Annotated in this window: 22 protein-coding genes; 6 read left to right on the top strand and 16 right to left on the bottom strand. The window is 72.8% G+C overall.

Annotated features, from left to right (window positions below; all coding sequences use genetic code 11):
- Positions 1-11: 11 nt before the first annotated feature.
- From ACZ7FF_RS22515 to ACZ7FF_RS22495, 5 genes are all read right to left on the bottom strand, one after another.
- The gene (locus tag ACZ7FF_RS22515; RefSeq protein WP_470814041.1) at positions 12-251 is read right to left on the bottom strand and encodes a hypothetical protein; all 240 of its coding nucleotides are present in this window, start codon (positions 249-251) and stop codon (positions 12-14) included.
- A complete protein-coding gene (gene gatA, locus ACZ7FF_RS22510) occupies positions 248-1,747 on the bottom strand; it encodes an Asp-tRNA(Asn)/Glu-tRNA(Gln) amidotransferase subunit GatA (RefSeq protein WP_470814040.1) in 1,500 nt (499 codons plus the stop codon). The genes ACZ7FF_RS22515 and gatA overlap by 4 nt, the downstream gene beginning before the upstream one ends.
- A 5-nt stretch (positions 1,748-1,752) precedes the next feature.
- Positions 1,753-2,049, bottom strand: a complete 297-nt coding sequence (gene gatC, locus ACZ7FF_RS22505) for an Asp-tRNA(Asn)/Glu-tRNA(Gln) amidotransferase subunit GatC (protein WP_006130840.1) — start codon at positions 2,047-2,049, stop codon at positions 1,753-1,755.
- Positions 2,050-2,154: 105 nt separating this feature from the next.
- The gene (locus ACZ7FF_RS22500) at positions 2,155-2,649 is read right to left on the bottom strand and encodes a cupin domain-containing protein (protein WP_470814039.1); all 495 of its coding nucleotides are present in this window, start codon (positions 2,647-2,649) and stop codon (positions 2,155-2,157) included.
- A 26-nt stretch (positions 2,650-2,675) separates the two neighbouring features.
- Complete coding sequence (locus ACZ7FF_RS22495; protein ID WP_470814038.1) at positions 2,676-3,047, bottom strand: DUF4267 domain-containing protein; 372 nt, start codon at positions 3,045-3,047, stop codon at positions 2,676-2,678.
- 97 nt (positions 3,048-3,144) lie between these two features.
- On the opposite strand from ACZ7FF_RS22495, the gene ACZ7FF_RS22490 reads away from it, so the two are divergent.
- Positions 3,145-3,723: a TetR/AcrR family transcriptional regulator gene (locus tag ACZ7FF_RS22490; RefSeq protein WP_470814037.1), complete on the top strand. Its 579-nt coding sequence runs from the start codon at positions 3,145-3,147 to the stop codon at positions 3,721-3,723.
- 52 nt (positions 3,724-3,775) lie between these two features.
- Here ACZ7FF_RS22490 and ACZ7FF_RS22485 read toward each other — a convergent pair whose 3' ends face one another.
- The 5 genes from ACZ7FF_RS22485 to ACZ7FF_RS22465 form a co-directional block, all read right to left on the bottom strand.
- On the bottom strand, positions 3,776-6,022 hold the full coding sequence (locus ACZ7FF_RS22485) for a putative bifunctional diguanylate cyclase/phosphodiesterase (protein WP_470814036.1): 2,247 nt from the start codon (positions 6,020-6,022) through the stop codon (positions 3,776-3,778).
- A 260-nt stretch (positions 6,023-6,282) separates the two neighbouring features.
- Positions 6,283-8,478 carry an NAD-dependent DNA ligase LigA gene (gene ligA / locus ACZ7FF_RS22480; protein ID WP_470814035.1) on the bottom strand — a complete coding sequence of 732 codons (2,196 nt, stop codon included), beginning with the start codon at positions 8,476-8,478 and terminating at the stop codon, positions 6,283-6,285.
- 15 nt (positions 8,479-8,493) lie between these two features.
- Positions 8,494-9,501: a methionine synthase gene (locus ACZ7FF_RS22475; RefSeq protein WP_470814034.1), complete on the bottom strand. Its 1,008-nt coding sequence runs from the start codon at positions 9,499-9,501 to the stop codon at positions 8,494-8,496.
- Positions 9,502-9,603: 102 nt separating this feature from the next.
- The gene (locus ACZ7FF_RS22470) at positions 9,604-10,302 is read right to left on the bottom strand and encodes an SDR family oxidoreductase (protein ID WP_470814033.1); all 699 of its coding nucleotides are present in this window, start codon (positions 10,300-10,302) and stop codon (positions 9,604-9,606) included.
- A gap of 7 nt (positions 10,303-10,309) precedes the next feature.
- Entirely contained in the window at positions 10,310-10,849 is a 540-nt protein-coding gene (locus ACZ7FF_RS22465) for an LOG family protein (protein WP_470814032.1), read from the bottom strand.
- Positions 10,850-10,915: 66 nt separating this feature from the next.
- Between ACZ7FF_RS22465 and ACZ7FF_RS22460 the strand changes: the two genes are divergently transcribed.
- Together ACZ7FF_RS22460 and ACZ7FF_RS22455 are read left to right on the top strand one after the other, a co-directional pair.
- Positions 10,916-11,239 (top strand): DUF427 domain-containing protein, encoded by a 324-nt coding sequence (locus ACZ7FF_RS22460; RefSeq protein ID WP_470814031.1) that lies wholly within the window; start codon positions 10,916-10,918, stop codon positions 11,237-11,239.
- A gap of 63 nt (positions 11,240-11,302) precedes the next feature.
- A complete protein-coding gene (locus tag ACZ7FF_RS22455) occupies positions 11,303-12,094 on the top strand; it encodes an alpha/beta fold hydrolase (protein ID WP_470814030.1) in 792 nt (263 codons plus the stop codon).
- A 186-nt stretch (positions 12,095-12,280) separates the two neighbouring features.
- Here the strand turns inward: ACZ7FF_RS22455 and mnmA are convergent, their stop codons facing one another.
- Positions 12,281-13,402, bottom strand: coding sequence for a tRNA 2-thiouridine(34) synthase MnmA (gene mnmA / locus ACZ7FF_RS22450; protein ID WP_470814029.1), 1,122 nt, complete (start codon positions 13,400-13,402; stop codon positions 12,281-12,283).
- Between the two features lie 96 nt (positions 13,403-13,498).
- Here mnmA and ACZ7FF_RS22445 point away from each other — a divergent pair, with 96 nt between their 5' ends.
- Positions 13,499-14,134, top strand: a complete 636-nt coding sequence (locus ACZ7FF_RS22445) for an N-acetylmuramoyl-L-alanine amidase (protein ID WP_470814028.1) — start codon at positions 13,499-13,501, stop codon at positions 14,132-14,134.
- A gap of 306 nt (positions 14,135-14,440) precedes the next feature.
- On the opposite strand, the gene ACZ7FF_RS22440 is transcribed toward ACZ7FF_RS22445, so the two are convergent.
- The 3 genes from ACZ7FF_RS22440 to ACZ7FF_RS22430 all read right to left on the bottom strand — a co-directional run bounded on the left by ACZ7FF_RS22440 (position 14,441) and on the right by ACZ7FF_RS22430 (position 16,309).
- Entirely contained in the window at positions 14,441-15,610 is a 1,170-nt protein-coding gene (locus ACZ7FF_RS22440; protein WP_470814027.1) for a cysteine desulfurase family protein, read from the bottom strand.
- Positions 15,611-15,830: 220 nt separating this feature from the next.
- Positions 15,831-16,109: a DUF4190 domain-containing protein gene (locus tag ACZ7FF_RS22435; protein WP_470814026.1), complete on the bottom strand. Its 279-nt coding sequence runs from the start codon at positions 16,107-16,109 to the stop codon at positions 15,831-15,833.
- Between the two features lie 32 nt (positions 16,110-16,141).
- The gene (locus tag ACZ7FF_RS22430) at positions 16,142-16,309 is read right to left on the bottom strand and encodes a hypothetical protein (RefSeq protein ID WP_470814025.1); all 168 of its coding nucleotides are present in this window, start codon (positions 16,307-16,309) and stop codon (positions 16,142-16,144) included.
- Positions 16,310-16,454: 145 nt separating this feature from the next.
- Here ACZ7FF_RS22430 and ACZ7FF_RS22425 point away from each other — a divergent pair, with 145 nt between their 5' ends.
- Positions 16,455-17,081, top strand: coding sequence for a TetR family transcriptional regulator (locus ACZ7FF_RS22425; protein ID WP_470814024.1), 627 nt, complete (start codon positions 16,455-16,457; stop codon positions 17,079-17,081).
- A gap of 130 nt (positions 17,082-17,211) precedes the next feature.
- Here ACZ7FF_RS22425 and ACZ7FF_RS22420 read toward each other — a convergent pair whose 3' ends face one another.
- Positions 17,212-18,192, bottom strand: a complete 981-nt coding sequence (locus tag ACZ7FF_RS22420; RefSeq protein WP_470814023.1) for a helix-turn-helix transcriptional regulator — start codon at positions 18,190-18,192, stop codon at positions 17,212-17,214.
- A gap of 101 nt (positions 18,193-18,293) precedes the next feature.
- Here ACZ7FF_RS22420 and ACZ7FF_RS22415 point away from each other — a divergent pair, with 101 nt between their 5' ends.
- Positions 18,294-18,893: a TIGR03086 family metal-binding protein gene (locus ACZ7FF_RS22415; RefSeq protein WP_470814022.1), complete on the top strand. Its 600-nt coding sequence runs from the start codon at positions 18,294-18,296 to the stop codon at positions 18,891-18,893.
- Here ACZ7FF_RS22415 and ACZ7FF_RS22410 read toward each other — a convergent pair.
- The gene (locus tag ACZ7FF_RS22410) at positions 18,880-19,740 is read right to left on the bottom strand and encodes a thioesterase family protein (RefSeq protein ID WP_470814021.1); all 861 of its coding nucleotides are present in this window, start codon (positions 19,738-19,740) and stop codon (positions 18,880-18,882) included. The genes ACZ7FF_RS22415 and ACZ7FF_RS22410 overlap by 14 nt on opposite strands.
- Positions 19,741-19,880: the final 140 nt, after the last annotated feature.

Below are 19,880 nucleotides of genomic sequence, written 5' to 3'. Positions count from 1 at the left end.
AAACTTCCCTCTCAGCCCAGCAGGACGTCGTCGTCGCCCAGCCGCTTCAGCTCGCGGTACAGGATCGCGAGGCCGGTCACGATCGCGACGGCGGAGACCGTGGCGTCGATCAGCCGCAGCGTGTCGTGCTCGGCGCGGGCCTTCTTGATCTGCTTGGAGACACCGATCGCGCCGAACGCGGTGGTGGCCATGGACAGGTACGTACCGGACTTGGACCTCTTGAAGTCCTTGGCCTTGGACAGCTTGCTCACAGCGACGGTGCCTCCTCAAGCAGCGGGTGTCCCCACTTTTCCACGAAGGCGGCCTCGACGGCGGCGCCCACCTTGTACAGGCGCTCGTCCTTCATCGCGGGGGCGATGATCTGCAGGCCGACCGGAAGGTTGTCCTCCGGGGCGAGGCCGCAGGGCAGGGACATGGCCGCGTTGCCCGCCAGGTTGGTCGGGATGGTGCACAGGTCCGCCAGGTACATCGCCATCGGGTCGTCGGCGCGCTCGCCGATCGCGAAGGCCGTGGTCGGGGTCGTCGGGGAGACGATCACGTCGACCTGCTCGAAGGCCTTCTCGAAGTCACGCGTGATGAGCGTGCGGACCTTCTGCGCGGAGCCGTAGTAGGCGTCGTAGTAGCCGGAGCTCAGCGCGTACGTGCCGAGCATGATGCGCCGCTTGACCTCGGGGCCGAAGCCGGCCTCGCGGGTCAGGGAGGTGACCTCCTCGGCCGAGTGGCCGCCGTCGTCGCCGGTCCGCAGGCCGTAGCGCAGGCCGTCGAAGCGGGCGAGGTTGGACGAGCACTCGGACGGCGCGATCAGGTAGTACGCCGACAGGGCCAGGTCGAAGGACGGGCAGTCCAGCTCGACGATCTCGGCGCCCAGCTCCTTCAGGAGCTCGACGGACTCGTCGAAGCGCTGGATGACACCGGCCTGGTAGCCCTCGCCGCGGAACTGCCTGACCACGCCGACGCGCATGCCGGCGACGCTGCCGTTGCGGGCGGCCTCGACGACCGGCGGGACCGGGGCGTCGATCGACGTGGAGTCCATCGGGTCGTGCCCGGCGATGACCTCGTGCAGCAGGGCCGCGTCGAGGACCGTGCGGGCACAGGGGCCGCCCTGGTCGAGGGAGGAGGAGAAGGCGACCATGCCGAAGCGGGACACCGCGCCGTACGTCGGCTTCACGCCGACCGTGCCGGTGACGGAGGCCGGCTGGCGGATGGAGCCGCCGGTGTCGGTGCCGATGGCGAGCGGGGCCTCGTAGGCGGCGAGCGCGGCGGAGGAACCGCCGCCGGAGCCGCCAGGGATCTTCGTGAGGTCCCACGGGTTGCCGGTCGGACCGTAGGCGCTGTTCTCGGTGGAGGACCCCATGGCGAACTCGTCCATGTTGGTCTTGCCGAGGATGACGACGTCGGCGGCCTTCAGCCGCTTGGTGAGCGTCGCGTCGTACGGCGGGATCCAGCCCTCGAGGATCTTCGAGCCGACCGTCGTGGGCACGCCCTCGGTGGTGAAGATGTCCTTGAGTGCGAGCGGGACGCCGGCCAGCGGGCCGAGCTTCTCGCCGCGGGCGCGCTTCTCGTCCACGGCGCGGGCCTGGGCGAGGGCGCCGTCGCGGTCGACGTGCAGGAAGGCGTGCACCTTCTCGTCGACGGCCTCGATCCGGGCGAGGTGCGCCTCGGTGACCTCGACGGCCGTCAGCTCGCCGGAGGCGATTCTCTCGGCGATCTGCGCGGCCGTGAGCTTGATGATGTTGCTGTCCGTCATGGTGGTCACTCCTCCCCCAGGATCTGCGGCACCTTGAAACGCTGCTGCTCCTGGGCGGGGGCGCCGGAGAGCGCCTGCTCGGGGGTGAGCGAGGGACGGACCTCGTCCGCGCGCATGACGTTCGTCAGCGGGAGCGGGTGCGAGGTCGGCGGTACGTCTTGGTCGGCGACCTCGCTGACGCGGGCGACCGCGCCGATGATGTCGTCCAGCTGTCCCGCGAAGTGGTCGAGTTCTTCGGGCTTCAGCTCCAGACGCGCCAGCCGGGCGAGGTGGGCGACCTCCTCGCGCGTGATGCCAGGCATGCAGCGATCCTCTGGGGTGAGTGTGTGTGGTTTGGAGCCAATCCTATGGGGCGGGGCACCGTGGCCGTGAAACGGTTTGCCGGGGCCCCCGCCCCGCGTCCTCGCTCAGCCGTGCCGGCCGTCCCATGCGGCGCTGTTCAGGAAGTGGTTGTCGTACCGCTCCTGGACCTCCAGCAGGCTCTCCAGGGAGGCCTCACCGAGGCGGATGCGCTGGAGGTGGCGGAAGTACCCGAAGCGCTCGACGCCCGGTGTGATGACGATCAGGAGGTCGGCCGTGGCGCCCGGGGCGGCGGCGAAGGCGTGCGGCCGGTCCGGCGGGACGACGATCAGGTCGCCGCGTTCGGCGGTGACCACGTCGTCGCCGGAGAGCACCTCGGCGGCGCCGTCGAGCAGGTAGAACATCTCCGCGGAGTTGTGGTGCACATGCGGGTGGGCCCCGTCGGCGCCCTCCGCGAGGGTCACGCGCACGGTGCTCAGTGCGCCGCCGGTGGCGCTGCTGTCGGCCAGCAGGCGGACGGCGACGGGATCCCCGCCGACCACCTCCGACCCGGCCTCGCGCACCAGAACCGTCTCGTCGAACTTCGGTACGAACAGCGACATGGTGTGTCTCCCCCTGGCAGATGTGGTCAGACCGCGAAGAGCAGTCCGGCACTGACGAGTACAACGACCGCGGTGGCGAAGTGGATCCCGAAGGCCACGGCCTTCGGCCCGCCGCCGCGCAGCACGATCAGCGTGTCGAAGAGCGGCACGAGCGCCATGCAGAGCATGAACCAGGCCTCGGCCCGGGCTCCGGCGAAGGCGAGCAGGGCGAGGCCCACTGTGCCGGAGGCGGCATCCCGCAGGCCCTTGACGGCGAGGTACGGGCCGGCGTCCCCGGCGGGGTCCGCCGGGGCGCCGTAGCCGGTGGCGGCGGCTCCGGGCTGGAACACGAACCGGCCCCCGATCAGCAGGACGAACAGGTCGAGCAGGACGGCGAGCGAGTAGGCGGTGACGGTCATGCGGAAGCTCCCTGATCCCGTGATCTAGCAACGCTAGGAACAAGAGCGAAGCTATCAGAGCGTGGACAGCTTGGCTAGCGCTGCTAGAATCCTGTTCATGTCGATCCAGACGCGCCGCGAGCGCGAACGAGCGGAACGGGAGCGGCTGATCGTGACGGCCGCGCGGGAGCTGGCCGAGTCGGAAGGCTGGGACGCGGTGACCACGCGCAGGCTGGCCGCCGAGATCGAGTACAGCCAGCCGGTCCTCTACAGCCACTTCAAGGGCAAGGACGCGATCATGGCGGCGGTCGCGGTGCAGGGTTTCGCCGACATCGCGGCGGAGCTGCGGGCCGCGCGGACGGCGGCGCCCGGCCCGCGGGAGGCGCTGGCGGCGGTCGCGGAGACGTACACGTCCTTCGCGCGGCGCCGGCCCGCCCTCTACGACGCCATGTTCACCCATCTGGTGGATCTGCCGTTCGCCACGGCAGAGGCCCCGGCCGCCCTGCGCGAGGCGTTCGGCGAGCTGCGGCTGGTCGTCGAGCCGCTGGCCGGCGACGGCGACGACCCGGGCCTGCTGACCGAGACCGTCTGGGCGGCCCTGCACGGGCTGGCCACCCTCATGAGGAGCAGCCGGCTGCCGGAGGAGGGCCACGAGAAGCGCCTGGCCATCCTGCTGAAGCGCTTCACCGGCACCTGACCGGCGCGGGACGCCTCCGGGAGCCCCGGGGTCCGCGAGCGGCGGGCGGGAGCTACTCGGCGGCCGGCAGAGCCGCGCGCGGCCGCTGCCAGCCGCGCGACCCCCGCGCGAGGAGCCAGGCCGTGGTCTCCTCGGGCGGCATGGCCGCGGCGACGAGCCATCCCTGTACGGCGTCGCAGCCGAGGTCCCGCAGCCGCTCCCACGTCTCGTCGTCCTCCACGCCCTCGGCGACGACGAGCAGCCCCAGCGAGTGCGCGAGGTCGACGGTGCAGCGCACGATCTCCGCGTCCTCGGTGTCCACGGCCAGCCGGGCCACGAACGAACGGTCGATCTTCAGCTCGCTCACCGGCAGCCGGCGCAGATGGACCAGCGAGGAGTACCCCGTGCCGAAGTCGTCGAGGGACATCTTCACGCCGTGCCCGGTCAGCCCCGCGAGGGTGTCGGCGGCCCGCTGCGGGTCCTCCAGCAGGACGTGCTCGGTGATCTCCAGCTGGAGCGCCCCGGCGGGGACCCCGTGCCGGGCCAGGCGCGCGGCGACGGAACCGGCGAAGCCGGGCGTGTGCACGTCGCGCGGCGAGACGTTCACCGCGACCGGAACCCTGAGCCCCTGGGCCCGCCACCAGGCCACCTGGGCGAGCGCGGTCTCCAGCACGTACTCCGTCAGATGGGGCATCAGCCCCGAAGACTCCGCTATCGCTATGAACTCGTCCGGCGGGACCTTGCCACGCTCGGGGTGCACCCAGCGGACCAGCGCCTCCAGACCGGCGACCTGTCCGTCGAAGCGGACCTTCGGCTGGTAGTGCACCTGCACCTCGTGCGCGTCCAGCGCCCGGCGCAGGTCGCCGAGGAGACCGAGGCGGTCCGGCGTGTTGGAGTCCCGCTTGGACTCGTAGACCTCCACGCCCGTGCGGTCCCGCTTCGCCTGGTACATCGCCACATCCGCCCGGCGCAGCAGCCCTTCGGCGTCCAGGGCGTGGTCGGGGAAGACGGCGACGCCGGCGCTGGCCTCCAGCACCAGGGTGAGTCCGTCGAGGTCGAGCGGGGAGCTGAGGGCGGAGACGAGGCCACGGGCGACGCGGGTGGCCGACGTGGTGGAGTCCGCGACGGGCAGTAACACGGCGAACTCGTCGCCGCCGAGCCGGGCCGCCTCCGCGCCGCGCGGCAGCGCGAGCCGGAGCCGGTCGGCGATCTGGAGCAGCAGCCGGTCACCGGCGAGATGGCCGAGCGTGTCGTTCACCGACCGGAAGCGGTCGAGGTCGATCAGCATCAGGGCGGCCCGGGCGTCGATGCGCTCGGCGTCGTCGAGGGCGGTCCAGATCCGGTCCAGCAGCCACTGCCGGTTGGGCAGTCCGGTCAGCGGGTCGCGCAGCTGCTCCTCGGCGCGGGCGCGGGCCATCCACAGGGTGGAGTCGAGGGCGACGAGCGGGATGGCGAACAGCGGGAGCAGCACCGGCTGGGCGTCGGCCACCACGCACAGCAGGGGCGCTATGCCGAGCAGCGCGACGGCGACCAGGCCCTGTCTGACCAGGGCGGTGCGGGCCACGGTGGGCAGTCCGCCGCCGCGCGGGGCGTGCAGGTACCACAACAGGCCCCGGCTGACGGCGAGATAGGCGACCGCCACGAGGACGACCTCGGGTGCGGTGGTGACGCTCCAGGTGTGCGGACGCCAGGGGGCCTCGACACTGGGCACCCGGCCGAACGCGCCGAGCAGCAGGGCGCCGGCGGCGATGCCGAGGATGTCCACCGCGCCGTGCAGTACGCCCTGGCGCCAGCGGTGCCGCCTGGCGATGCCGACCAGGACGACGACGGTGAGGCTGACCATGCCCGCGGGCACCCAGCCGTACAGCAGGAGCACGGCGAGGGTGAGGGCGGCGCCGGAGCCGGTGCCGCCCCACCAGCGGGCGCGGCCCAGCATCACGAGGTGCCCGACGATGACACCGGTGAGCAGGGCCAGCGCCCAGCCGACCGTGCCGCACGGGAAGAGGGGGTGGTGGCCGGTGAAGGCGCGGTAGAAACCGGCTCCGATGACGAGCCCGGCGGCGGCCACGACGACCGCGGGCAGCGCGGGCCAGGACAGGTGCCGTTCGGCCTCGGCGTCGGCGCCGGTCAGGCCGGGGGCGGGATCGAGGGCCAGGGGTAGGGGGGTGCGCGCTTCGGCGGCGGTGCCGGGCCCGGCCGTGCGCGCGTGCTCGCGCGCACGCGCGGCGCCCGGTCCCCGCCACCGGTTTCCCCGCCACGCGGCGGCACGGCGGCACAGGCGCAGCCGTGAGTCCGGGGCGGCGCTCTCGGTCGGTTCCATTCCCGTCCCTCTCACTGCCGGCGGTGCCCACGCCACGCGGCCCGATGCCCGACACCCATCAGCAGCTCCGCGTCGAAGAACCCTTCCCCGCGCCCCCGAAGGGCACGGGGATGCCCCGACCGCAGCTGGGCACGGCAGGCGCACACGTCAACAGTAGGCCGCAGAAGGCTTTCACGGGCACCGGTCGTCGACGGTTGCCCGAATGCGCCCGAGCCACCCGTATGCATCTGATATGCGCCGATCGAGGGGCCTTCAACCGCCTACTCCCCGGTCGGAAGCGCGACTTCGGCCGCCGCTTCGGGGCCCTGCTCCAGAAGGACTCCGAAACCGTCCTCGTCCAGGACGGGAACCTTCAGTTGCATGGCCTTGTCGTACTTCGATCCGGGGTTGTCGCCCACCACGACGAACGACGTCTTCTTCGAGACCGAACCGGTCACCTTCGCACCCCGGCTCTGCAAAGCCTCCTTGGCGCCGTCCCGGGTGAAGTTCTCCAGGGTGCCGGTGACGACGACGGTGAGCCCCTCCAGCGGGCGCGGCCCCTCGTCCTCGCCGGACGCCTGGTCCTCCAGCGGGACTCCGGCGGCCTTCCACTTGCGCACGATCTCGCGGTGCCAGTCCTCGGCGAACCACTCCTTGAGCGCGGCCGCGATGATCGGGCCGACCCCGTCGGTGGCCGCCAGCTCCTGCTCGGTGGCCTGTTCGATGCGGTCGACGGAGCGGAACTCGCGGGCGAGGGCCTGGGCCGCCACCGGTCCCACGTGCCGGATCGACAGACCGTTGAGGAACCGCGCCAGCGGACGCCGCTTGGCCGCCTCGATGTTCTCCAGCAGGGCGAGGGTGTTCTTCTTCGGCTCGCCCTTCTGGTTGGCGAAGACCGTGACGACCTTCTCCTCGCCGGTCTTGGGGTCGCGCTTGGGCAGCCCGCTGTCGGGGTCGAGGACGTAGGCCTTGATGGGCAGCAGCTTCTCCACCGTCAGGTCGAACAGGTCGCCCTCGTCCACCAGCGGCGGGTCGGCGGGCTCCAGCGGACGGGTGAGCGCGGCGGCGGCCACACCGCCGAAGTGCTCGATGTCCAGGCAGTCCCGGCCCGCCAGGTAGGAGACGCGCTCGCGCAACTGGGCCGGGCAGGTGCGCGCGTTCGGGCAGCGGAGGTCGATGTCGCCCTCCTTCATGGGACGCAGCGGGGTGCCGCACTCGGGGCACTCGCCCGGCATCACGAACTCCCGCTCGCCGCCGTCCCGCAGGTCGACCACCGGGCCCAGGATCTCCGGGATGACGTCACCGGCCTTGCGGATGACGACCGTGTCGCCGATGAGCACGCCCTTGGCCTTGACGACCTCCTGGTTGTGCAGGGTGGCGAACTCCACCTCGCTGCCCGCGACCGTGACCGGTTCGACCTGGGCGTACGGCGTGACGCGGCCGGTGCGGCCGACGCCCACCTTGATGTCGATGAGCTTGGTGTTGACCTCTTCCGGCGCGTACTTGTAGGCGATGGCCCAGCGGGGCGCCCGCGCGGTGGAGCCGAGCCGGCCCTGGAGGCGGATCTCGTCCAGCTTGACGACCACGCCGTCGATCTCGTGCTCCACGGAGTGGCGGTTCTCGCCGTAGTAGGCGATGAACTCCTTCACGCCGTCGAGGCCGTCGACCACGCGGTTGTGCGGGGAGGTGGGCAGGCCCCAGCTCTTCAGCAGGTCGTAGGCCTGGGAGAGGCGGGCCATGCCCGAGAAGCCCTCCAGGGCGCCGATGCCGTGGACCACCATGTGCAGCGGGCGGCTGGCGGTGACCCGCGGGTCCTTCTGGCGCAGCGAACCGGCGGCCGCGTTGCGGGGGTTGGCGAACGGCTTGTCACCGGCCGCGACCAGGCGCTCGTTGAGTTCGAGGAACTTCTCCATCGGGAAGTAGACCTCGCCGCGGATCTCCACGACCGCGGGCACCTCGTCGCCCCCGAGGCGTTCCGGGATATCCGCGATCGTGCGGACGTTCGGGGTGATGTCCTCGCCGGTGCGGCCGTCGCCGCGGGTGGCCGCGCGCGTGAGGCGGCCGTTCTCGTACGTCAGGTTGACCGCGAGGCCGTCGACCTTCAGCTCGCACAGGAAGTGGTACTCCTGGTCGCCCAGTTCGCGCGCGATGCGGTCGACCCAGGCGGCCAGTTCCTCGTCGTTGAAGGTGTTGTCGAGCGAGAGCATGCGCTGGCGGTGCTCGACGGCCGTGAACTCCGTCGCGTAGGACCCCGCGACCTTCTGGGTCGGCGAGTCCGGGGTGCGCAGCTCCGGGTACTGCTCCTCCAGGGCCTCCAGGGACTTCAGGAGCTGGTCGAACTCCGCGTCGCTGACGACGGGAGCGTCCTTCACGTAGTACCGGAAGCGGTGCTCCTCGACCTGCTCCGCCAGCTGCGCGTGCCTGTCGCGGGCCTCGGCGGGCACCGCCGTCGTCTCCGCTTGCTTGTCGCCGGCCACCGTGTGGTCCTCCCGTTACTCTGGGTTGTCCGCGAGGGATCTCGCCGCCCGGACGCAGTGGGCGAGCGCCTGGCGTGCCCAGGCGGGGGATGCGCCCGCCAGACCGCACGCCGGGGTCACCGTGACCGCCTCCGCGAGCAGCCCCGGTCGCAGCCCCAGCCTGCGCCACAGCGTCCTGACACCCATGACGCTACCGGCAGGGTCCGACAATGGGCCGTCCGTGCCCGGCACGACACCGGCGAACAGCCGGGTGCCGCCCTCCACGGCCTCGCCGATCGCGTCGTCGTCACGCTCGGTGAGGAGTGCGAAGTCGAAGGAGACGCCGGCCGCGCCGGTACGGCGCAGCAGGGCGAACGGCACGTCGGGGGCGCAGGAGTGGACGACCACGGGCCCGTCCTGGTGCACGCCGACGACGTCCCGGAGCGCCGCCTCCACGACCTGCCGGTCCACGGCCCGGTGCGTGCGGTAGCCGCTGGCGGTGCGGACCTGTCCGCGCAGCACGGCGGTGAGCGAGGGCTCGTCGAGCTGGAGCACGATCCGGGCGCCCGGGATCCTGCGCCCCACCTCGGCCAGGTGGAGCCGCAGCCCCTCGGTCAGCGACGCGGCGAGGTCGCGGCAGGCGCCGGCGTCGGAGAGGGCGGCCTCGCCGTTCCTCAGCTCCAGCCCGGCGGCGAGCGTCCAGGGCCCGACCGCCTGCACCTTGAGGTCGCCCTCGTACCCCTGGGTGAACTCCTCCAGCGCGTCCAGGTCCTCCCCCAGCCAGGACCGCGCCCGCTGGGTGTCGCGGCCCGGCCGGTCCCCGATCCGCCATCCGCTGGGCTCCACGCGCGCGTACAGCTCGACGAGCATTCCGGCGGTCCGGCCGATCATGTCGGCGCCGGGGCCGCGGGCGGGCAGCTCGGGCAGGAACGGGAAGTCCTCGAAGCTGCCGGTGACCGTCCTGGCCGCCTCGCGCGCGTCGCCGCCGGGCATGGACCCGATCCCGGTGGCCGGGGGGAACCTCAACTGGGTGCTCTCACTCACTCCGGCAGGGTATGCCGTGCCGGGACCACGGGACGCCGGGGCCGTGGAGGCCGCCGGCCCCGGTCCGGGGCCGGACCGGGGCGTCGCCCGCGGCTCCTGAGGTCATCGACCGGGGCGTACCGTCAGGTCGTTGACCTCGGCGTCCCTCGGCAGGTCCAGGGCCATCACGATCGTCGTGGCGACCGACTCGGGGTCGATCCACTTCGAGGGGTCGTACTCCTTGCCCTCCTGCTGGTGGACCTTGGCCTGCATGGGGCTCGCGGTGCGGCCGGGGTAGACCGTGGTGACGCGGACTCCGGCCGCGTGCTCCTCCTGGCGCAGGGAGTCGGCGAGGGCCTTCAGGCCGTGCTTGGAGGCGGCGTACGCGGACCAGCCGGCGCTCGCGCTGAGGCCGGCACCGGAGTTGACGAAGATCACCTGGCCGCGGGCCGCGCGGAGCTGGGGCAGGAAGTGCCGGGTCAGCTCCGCGGGGGCGACCAGGTTGACGTTGAGCTGGTGGCGCCAGGACTTCGGGGTGAGGTCGCCGACGTCCCCGAGGTCGACGACTCCGGCGATGTGCAGCAGAGAGTCCACCCGTTCCGGGAGGGTCTGGTGCGAGAACGCCCAGGAGAGCCTGTCCGGGTCCGCGAGGTCGCCGACCAGGGTGCGGGCGCCGGGGAACTCGGCGGCCAGTTCCTTCGCCCGGCCGGCGTCGCGCGCGTGCAGCACGAGATCGTCCCCGCGCGCGTGCAGACGGCGGGCGACGGCCGCGCCGATGCCGGAACCGGCCCCGGTGATCACATGAGTAGCCATGCCCGCCATGCTCGCATCAGTGGACGCCGAGCTGCTCCTCCAGGTAGGCCAGCGCCCCGACCGGCTCCTCGGCGAAGAACACCAGCTCGGCGAGCGGACGCGGCAGGAAGCCCTCCTCCTCCATGCGGCGGAACTGCTCGCGCAGGCCGTCGTAGAACCCGGCCGTGTTCAGCAGCACCACCGGCTTCTCGGTGCGGCCGTGCTTCTTCAGCTCCAGGATCTCGGTGGCCTCGTCCAGGGTGCCGGTGCCGCCGACCATGACCACCACGGCGTCGGCCTTCTCCAGCAGCAGCCTCTTGCGCTCGGCGAGGTCCGCGGCGACGACCATCTCGTCGGCGCCGGGCCGCGCCTTGTTCGCCAGGAACTCCACGGACACGCCCAGCAGCCGGCCGCCCGCCTCCTGCACGCCGTCGGCGACGACCTTCATCAGACCGGCGTCGGAGCCGCCCCAGACCAGGGTGTGGCCGCCCTTGCCGATCAGTTCCGCGAACTCTCGCGCGGGGCGGGTGTACCGGTCGTCGAGGTCGGCGGCGGACAGGAAGACGCAGATGTTCATGACCCCCACCGTAAGGCCCCCACCGCGGCCGGGAAGAAGCACGGGTCCCGGGGCGCTGTTCCCGGTATGGCCGAAGGACACACCATCACGATCGAGAAGAGCGAGCAGCACGTGCGCGTGGTGCACGGTGACCAGGTGCTCGCGGAGACCGACCGCCCCCTCCTGCTGCGCGAGACGGGCTGCCCGGTGCGCTACTACATCCCGGCCGAGGACGTACGCCTCGACCTGCTGACTCCCTCCGACACGCACACCGTCTGCCCCTTCAAGGGCACGGCGTCGTACTGGTCGCTGCCTCACGCGCCGGACCTCGTATGGGCGTATCCGGACCCGAAGCCCGCGGTGGCCGAGATCAGGGACCACCTGTGCTTCTACGAGGCGGAAGTGGCATGAGCGGCCGGGGTCCCGCCGTGTCGTGACCGATGAGTCCGGTGCCGTGCGGCAGTCTGCACGGCCATGGACAAGAAGACGACTTCCCGCGACGGCACGTCCCTCGCGTACGAAGTGATCGGCCAGGGGCCCACGGTGATCCTGGTGAGCGGCGCGATGTCCACCGGCGGCACCGTGGCGCCCCTGGCCCAGCGGCTCGCGGACCGCTGCACGGCCGTCGTCTACGACCGCCGGGGCCGCGGCGGCAGCGGTGACACGGCGCCGTACGCGGTGGCCCGTGAGGTCGAGGACCTGGCCGCGCTGATCGACGCGGTGGGCGGCTCCCCAGGGGACGCGGCCCTGTTCGGTGTCTCCTCGGGCGGCGCGCTGGTGCTCCAGGCGGCGGCGAGCGGTCTGCCGGTCGCCCGCGTGGCCGTGTACGAGGTGCCCTACGCGGACCACCTGGAGGGCGGCGCCGAGCGCGAGGCCGCCTACAAGGAGGCCCTGGGCAAGGCGCTCGCGGACGGCCGGCGCGGGGACGCGGTGGAACTGTTCCTGCGCCTCGCGGGCCTCGGCGAGGAGATGATCAAGGGCGCCCGCCAGTCCCCGATGTGGGCCGGCATGGAGGCCGTCGCGCCGAGCCTCGCGCACGACGACGCGGTCATGGGCGACGGCCTGCTGCCCCAAGGCCGGCTGAGCGCGGTCTCCGTGCCGGTGCTCGCGGTCGCGGGCGGGGCGAGCCCGGAGTGGATGCGCCGGGCGTCCCGGGACATCGCGGACGCGGTGCCGGGGGCGGAGTACCGGGTCCTCGAGGGGCAGACGCACATGGTGGAACCGGACGTGCTCGCCCCCTTGCTGGCCGGGTTCTTCACGGGCTGAGCGGCCGGCCGGTGCTCCGACCGGAAGGGCCCACCGGCTCGCGACGCCGGCACGGCACCTCGCCGCGCCGTCGCACCATGGAGTACAGCCGGTACGCGCGCGATGCTCCCCCACCGCCTGAAGGGCGTGGGAGGTCCCCCAGCACCGGACGCCGGGCGCTCTGCGGCAGTCCTTTCGGCCGCGGGGCTAGACGGCGGCCGTCGCGCGCGTGGTCGTCGCGATCGTCGCCGAGCCCACCACGCGCGTGCCGTCGTACAGCACGATCGCCTGGCCCGGGGCGACCCCGCGGACCGGCTCGGCGAAGGTGACGCTCAGTCCGCCGTCGACCGGTGCCGCGGTGACCTCGGTCTCGCCGCCGTGGGCGCGCAGTTGGGCGGTGTAGGTACCGGCGGCGGTGGGGGCGGTGCCGCACCAGCGGGGCTTGATCGCGGTGAGGGCGGTGACGTCCAGGGCGGCGGCCGGGCCCACGGTGACGGTGTTGGTGACCGGAGAGATGTCGAGGACGTAGCGCGGCTTGCCGTCGGGGGCCGGGGTGCCGATGCGCAGGCCCTTGCGCTGGCCGATGGTGAAGCCGTACGCGCCCTCGTGAGTGCCGAGGCGGGCGCCGGACTCGTCCACGATGTCGCCCTCGGCCTTGCCGAGCCGCTGGGCGAGGAAGCCCTGGGTGTCGCCGTCGGCGATGAAGCAGATGTCGTGCGAGTCGGGCTTCTTGGCCACCGCGAGGCCCCGGCGCTCGGCCTCGGCGCGGATCTCCTCCTTGGTGGTGACCGTGTCGCCGAGCGGGAACATGGCGTGCGCGAGCTGCCGGTCGTCCAGGACGCCGAGCACGTACGACTGGTCCTTGGCCATGTCGGAGGCGCGGTGCAGCTCGCGGGAGCCGTCCTCGCGCACGATCACCTTGGCGTAGTGGCCGGTGCAGACGGCGTCGAAGCCGAGGGCCAGCGCCTTGTCGAGCAGCGCGGCGAACTTGATCTTCTCGTTGCAGCGCAGGCACGGGTTGGGGGTGCGGCCGGCCTCGTACTCGGCGACGAAGTCCTCGACGACGTCCTCGCGGAAGCGGTCGGCGAGGTCCCACACGTAGAAGGGGATGCCGATGACGTCGGCGGCGCGGCGGGCGTCGCGCGAGTCCTCGATGGTGCAACAGCCCCGGGCGCCGGTGCGGAACGACTGCGGGTTCGCGGAGAGCGCGAGGTGGACGCCGGTGACGTCGTGGCCGGCTTCCGCGGCGCGCGCGGCGGCGACGGCGGAGTCGACCCCGCCGGACATGGCGGCGAGGACGCGGAGGGGGCGCTGCGGGGTCTCAGTCATAACCCTTCCAGGGTACGGGGCCGCGGGAACCGGGACGGCCGGACGTCCGTTGACGATCCGGAGGGGCGGACCGGGGGCGGACGGGCGGGGGCGTTCATGGGCGACGGGGACGGGGACCGGCGGCTGGGCCGCCGGGCGCTGCTGGCCGGCGGGGCCGCGGCCGCCGTGGGCACGGCCGTGCTGGCCCGGGAGGAGTTGTCCCGGCTGTGGTGGCGGCTGCCGGGGGTGGAGAAGCCGCGGACCGCGGGCGCGGTGGACTTCCGGGGCGCACGCTGGGTGGCGGCCTCACCGGCCAACTACCGCCGGGCGAACCGGCCCGACGACTATCCGGTCGACCGGATAGTCGTCCATGTCACCCAGGGCGGGTACGCCTCGGCGGTGAAGGTGTTCCAGGACCCGGCGCACGGCGCGGCGGCGCACTACATCGTGCACCGGGACGGGCGGATCACCCAACTGGTACGGGAGCTGGACGTGGCCTTCCACGCGGGGAACCGGGAGTACAACGAGCACAGCGTCGGCATCGAGCACGAGGGGTTCGTGACGGAGCGGTCGTCCTTCACGGACGCGATGTACACGGCCTCGGCGCGGCTGACGGCGGCGGTGTGCGGGCGGTACGGCATACCCGTGGACCGTGCGCACATCATCGGTCACGTCGAGGTGCCGGGCACGGACCACACCGATCCGGGGCCGTACTGGGACTGGGAGCGATACCTGAAAAAAATCAAGACCTAGCCCCTTTTTGTCCGGTAGCGACCGTTTTATTCTGATGTCAGGCCTACGAGACGAGTGAGGGAGTTCAAGCGGAGTAGCCGACTTCAGCGAGAGGCACGAGAGGTACACGGTCTCCGCTGGTGCCGACATCTACGCTCGGGCTGAGAGGCCGGAAGGTCACGGAGACCACGGAAGGTAGTGGTGACCGGAAGGCGACCCCCAATCACCTGATCCGGGCAATGCCGGCGAAGGGAACCCGCCTCGTAGGTCGTTTTCCTGTCCCGGCCGGGCCCGTGCACCGGCCGGGTCCGTGTACCGGCCTGCGTGTCAGCTGAGCCCCGCGGCCCGTGCGCGTTCCACCGCCGGGCCGATCGCCTTGGCGACCGCCTCGACGTCCGCCGCCGTGGAGGTGTGGCCGAGGGAGAAGCGCAGGGTGCCGCGGGCCAGGTCCGGGTCGGCGCCGGTGGCGAGCAGGACATGGCTGGGCTGGGCCACGCCCGCGGTGCAGGCGGAACCCGTGGAGCACTCGATCCCCTGGGCGTCCAGCAGGAGCAGCAGGGAGTCGCCCTCGCAGCCGGGGAAGATGAAGTGCGCGTTGGCCGGCAGCCGGCCCCCGCCCGCCGGGTCCCCGCCGAGGATCGCGTCCGGCACGGCGTTGCGCACGGCGTCGCTCAACTGGTCGCGCAGCGCCCCGATCTCGCGTGCGAACCACTCGCGCCGCTCGTTGGCGAGCCGGCCGGCGACGGCGAAGGAGGCCACGGCCGGGACGTCCAGGGTGCCGGAGCGCACGTGCCGCTCCTGGCCGCCGCCGTGCAGGACCGGCACGGGTGTGTACTCGCGGCCGAGCAGCAGGGCACCGATGCCGTAGGGGCCGCCGATCTTGTGGCCCGAGACGGTCATCGCGGCGAGGCCGGAGACGCTGAAGTCGACCGGCACCTGACCGAAGGCCTGCACCGCGTCGGCGTGCAGCGGGATGCCGAACTCCGCCGTGACGTCGGCGAGTTCACGGACCGGCATGACCGTGCCGATCTCGTTGTTGGCCCACATCACGGTGGCCAGGGCGACGTCCCCGGGATTGCGGGCGATCGCCTCGCGCAGCGCGTCGGGGTGGACGCGGCCGTAGGAGTCGACGGGGAGGTACTCCACCGTGGCGCCCTCGTGCTCGCCGAGCCAGTGCACGGCGTCGAGGACGGCGTGGTGCTCGACGGGGCTGGCCAGGACGCGGGTGCGGGCCGGGTCGGCACCGCGCCGGGACCAGAACAGGCCCTTCACCGCGAGGTTGTCGGCCTCGGTACCGCCCGAGGTGAAGACGACCTCGCTGGGGCGGGCACCCAGTGCCTCCGCGAGGGTCTCGCGGGATTCCTCGACCGTGCGGCGTGCCTGCCGGCCGGACGCGTGAAGGGAGGAGGCGTTGCCCGTGATGCTCAACTGGGCGGTGAACGCCTCTGCCGCCTCCGGGAGCATCGGGGTTGTCGCGGCGTGGTCGAGGTAAGCCATGGTGTCCCCGATTCTACGGGGCCCTTGCGGCCGGCTTCAGCCGCGCACGGTCCGGTCGGGCCGGGGGCGCGGGTCGCGGCCGCGCCGTACGCAGGCCGCACGCGCGCCGCGCCTCGGCCGCACCCGCGCCGGACGGCGGCGCACCCGGCGGGTGCGGCGCCCGGACGCCCCGTCGTCCTCGGGGACTCCGGCCGCGGGCGGGGTCGCGGGGCCCTGCGGGTCACAGGCTCCAGGACACCGTGTGGGACATCTGCATGGCGGCCACCAGGACGGCGATGTCGGCGACGCCGAGCGCGAGTCCCAGGTAGGCGCGGCCCCGGCGGGCCGTGCCGCGCCACAGGGAGACGGCGGCCAGCGCGATGGCGATGGGGCCGAGGAAGAGGTTGAGGACGAGCAGGCCGAGGAGGCCGAGGATGAAGGACGCGACGGCCATGCCGTCGGCGTCACGGGTGCGGGGACGGGTGTCGGGGCGGCTCGTGGCCGGTGCGGTGAGTTGCATGGTGCTCAGCTCCTGGAAGTCCTGGCGGACGGTCAGTTGGCCGATGTGCGGCGACGGCGCGCGTGGCGCTCGCGGACCGCGAAGACGCCGAGCCAGACGGCGATGACGACGCCGAGGCCGGCGGTGACGGTCAGCGGTGCGTGGGCAACGGTGCCCAGCACGACGCCGAGCAGCATGAGTGCGGCGACGAGGAACAGCATGGGATCGGATCCCCCCTCCGGGATGCCTCGTGTCGAGCCTTCGTGAAGTCTCGGTGAACAGTTGTAGTAACAGTTGTTCACTGACTTAGAGTCTAGCGCCTCCGACGGCTTTCCAATTCCAGAGAACAGTTGTTAACTGGATGACATGAGTCACACCCTCGGCATCCGGCAGGTCCAGAAGCAGAAGACCCGGCAGGCGTTCCTCGACGCGGCGCTCGCGCTGCTGGAGGAGCAGAGCCTGAGCAGCCTGGGCCTGCGCGAGGTCACCCGCGCCGTGGGGGTCGCGCCGACCGCCTTCTACCGGCACTTCCGCTCGACCGCCGACCTCGGTGTCGCCCTGGTCGACGAGGCCCTGGGCAGCCTGCACGCGATGGTCCGGACGACGGTGTCCACGGCGGGCGACAGCGAGGAGCGCATCGCGCGCGCCATCGAGCTGATCGCCCACCACGTGGACACGTATCCCGCGCACGTCCGCTTCATCGCCCGCGAGCGGCACGGCGGGGTGCAGCCGGTGCGCGAGGCCATCCGGGACCAACTGGCCCGGTTCGCCCAGGAGGTGAAGGCCGAGCTGGCCAAGGACCCGGAGGCCGCCGGCTGGAGCGACGAGGACCTGCTGATGCTCGCGCACCTCTACGTGGACCAGATGCTCATCACGGCCTCCCTCTTCCTGGAGGCGCTGGAGGCTCCCGAGGAGGAGCGGGAGCGGGTGACCCAGCTCGCCGACCGGCAGCTGCGGCTCATCAGCATCGGCCGCAGCCACTGGCTGGACTGAGCGACCGAGCGACACCGCGCGGCCCCGTCACCCCCGCCCCGCCGCCCGCCGCCAAGACCCCCGCGGCCGCCACCGCCCGGCACGCCCCGGCCGCCCGGGCGACGGTCGAGCCCGCCCTGCCGGTCCGCCGTCAGTCCGGGCGCCCGGCACCGTCCCCGTCGTACAGAGCCGTGACGGAGCGGGCCGCCGCGAGGAGTTCCGCGCGTGCCGGGGGCGGGTCCAGCACCTCCACCCGGTCGGCGAGGCACAGGAGCTGGCGGACCGCGTGCAGCGCCGGGAACAGGACCCGGGCGGTGACGCGGTCGCTCACGCCGTCGTCGTCGACCAGGCCCGTCAGCTCCCCGGCGACCACCCGCCGGAACATGTCCAGCCCCTCCCTCCGCAGCCGCACGGTGACCTCGACACCGCCCTCCCACTCCTCCACCCGGCGGCGCAACACCTCCCAGGCGTGCGCGAGTTCGACCCCGGGCCGGCGCCGTACGGGTTCGTCCAGCAGCCGGGACGAGCGCACCCGGTCGGCCCGGAACAGCTGCGGCCGGCCGCGCCGGTCGGCGACGAGGTACCAGACGCCGGCCTTGGCGACGAGACCGTACGGGTCCACGGTGTACGTCCGCGGCTCCCGCTCCCCGCCGTGCCGGTAGCGCAGCCGCAGCCGGCGGTCGCTGAACACGGCGTCCTGCAGCACCTCCAGGTCCACGGACTGCTGGGGGCCGCTCTTCCAGCGGGTGGCGTCGACCAGGATGCGGCGGCTGGTCACCTCGGCGGCGGGCCGGTGCGGCGCGGGCAGCGCGGCCATCACCTTGCGCAGCGCCGAGCCGAGGGCCGCGTCGAGACCGAGCGCGGCGTGGGCGCCCTGGGCGGCCAGGATGAACAGGGCGCGGGACTCGTCGGCGGTGAGCCCCGTGACGTCGGTGCGGAAACCGGCGAGGAGCTCGATGCCGCCGTGCCGGCCGCGCTCGGCGTAGACCGGGACACCGGAGGCCGACAGCGCCTCGACGTCCCGGTAGATGGTGCGGACCGACACCTCGAGGCGGTCGGCGAGTTCGTGGGCGGGGACGCGGCCCCGGGTCTGCAGGAGCAGCAGGATCGACAGCAGCCGGCCGGACTTCACGCGCCAAGGATCGCCCCGCCGCGAAGTCCCGCGCAAATGTTGACGGAGCCTGTCAGGTTATCCGGCCATCCTCTGCGTACCGACCCACGGAGAGGCCCGTCATGACCAGCACCGATTTCACCGACCCGCGCCCCGTCTACGCCCGCGCCACCGAGCAGGCGGCCGCCCTCATCGGGACCGTGCGCCCCGAGCGGCTCGACGGCCCGACGCCCTGTACCGAGTTCGACGTGCGCACGCTGCTGAGCCACATGGTCGGCGGCACCCTGCGGATCGCGGTCGTCGGTGAGGGCGGCGACGGGCTCGCCGTGCACCCGTTCGCCGAGGGCGTCGGGGACGACGGCTGGGCGGCGGCCTACGACGAGGCGCGCGTGCGCGCCCTCAAGGCCTGGGAGAGCGACGAGCGGATGACGGCGCCGGTGCGGGTCCCCTGGGGCGAGGTACCGGGGCACGGCGCCCTCGCGGGCTATGTGATGGAGATCGTCACGCACACCTGGGACCTCGCCGAGGCCCTCGGTCACCCGCTCGAACTCGACCCGGAGCCGGCCCGGTTCGCGCTCGCCACGGCGCACCGCGTGCTGCCCGGGTCCGTGCCGCGCGACGAGGAGACCCCCTTCGACGCGCCCCGCGAGGCCCCCGAGGGGGCCGGTGCCCACGGCGAGCTGGCGGCCTGGCTCGGCCGCGCCCCGCTCAGCCGAGCCTGACCCGGGCCAGCTGCCGGGACTGGGCGACCAGGCGGTCCTCGCTGTCCCAGACCTCGGCGTCCTCCTCCAGGAAGCCGCCGGCCAGGTTGCGGGTGGTGACCGACACCCGCAGCGGGCCAGGGGCCGGACGGTGGCGGACGTGGACGGTGAGTTCCACGGTGGGGACCCAGCCCTTGAGGCCGATCTCGAAGGCGGTGGGCGGCAGCGCGTCCACCGCGAGCAGCAGGGAGAGCGGGTCGGCGTCACGGCCGTCGGCGAGCCCGAACCAGGCGCGCATCTCGCCCTTGCCCGACGGCGCGCCGAGCGCCCAGCCGAGGGTGGACGGGTCCAGCTTGAGCATCAGCCGGTCGGCGATGGCGTTGCTGCCGTCGATCGGCGCGGGTCCGTCCTCGGGGCCGAAGCACTGGTCCAGCGGCGGGATCGCGGGCGGTGCGGCGGTCGTGCGGACGTCGTCGGGGAGGGCGGAGAGGTCGCCGTAGGAGGCGAGGACGCGGATGCGTTCGACCTGGTTGCCCTCGTCGTCGTACTGCAGGAGCGAGGCCTGGCCGGTGGAGAGGGTGCGGCCGGTGCGGACCGTCTCGGTGCGCACGAGGGCCGGTCCGGGCCGGGAGGCCGTCAGATAGTGCGCGGAGACGGTGAACGGGTCCGGGTGCGGGAGGGTGTCCGCGAGGGCCCGGCCGAGCACGGCCAGCAGATAGCCGCCGTTGACGGCGCTGATGATGGTCCAGCCGGCCGAGAGGTCGATGTCGTAGACACCGGGCTCGCGCCGGGTGAGCGCGGTGTCGCGGTCGAACTCGCTGTCCCCGATCACGGCCCGTGCGGCAGGGGCGGAAGCTGCTTCTGGCATGGGTGAACGGTACAACGGAAAACTACTAAGCGGTAGCTTTTTAATGTTGCCGGGAGATGAAAGAATGCCTCTGGATCCGTCCCCCGGGTGAGGTTCCGGCAATTTCTAGGTAAGTGTCCTGACACGTCCGTAACCCCGGA

The sequence above is a fragment of the Streptomyces sp. NPDC037126 genome, assembly GCF_055605965.1.
This window is presented reverse-complemented; position numbering and strand designations above follow the sequence as displayed.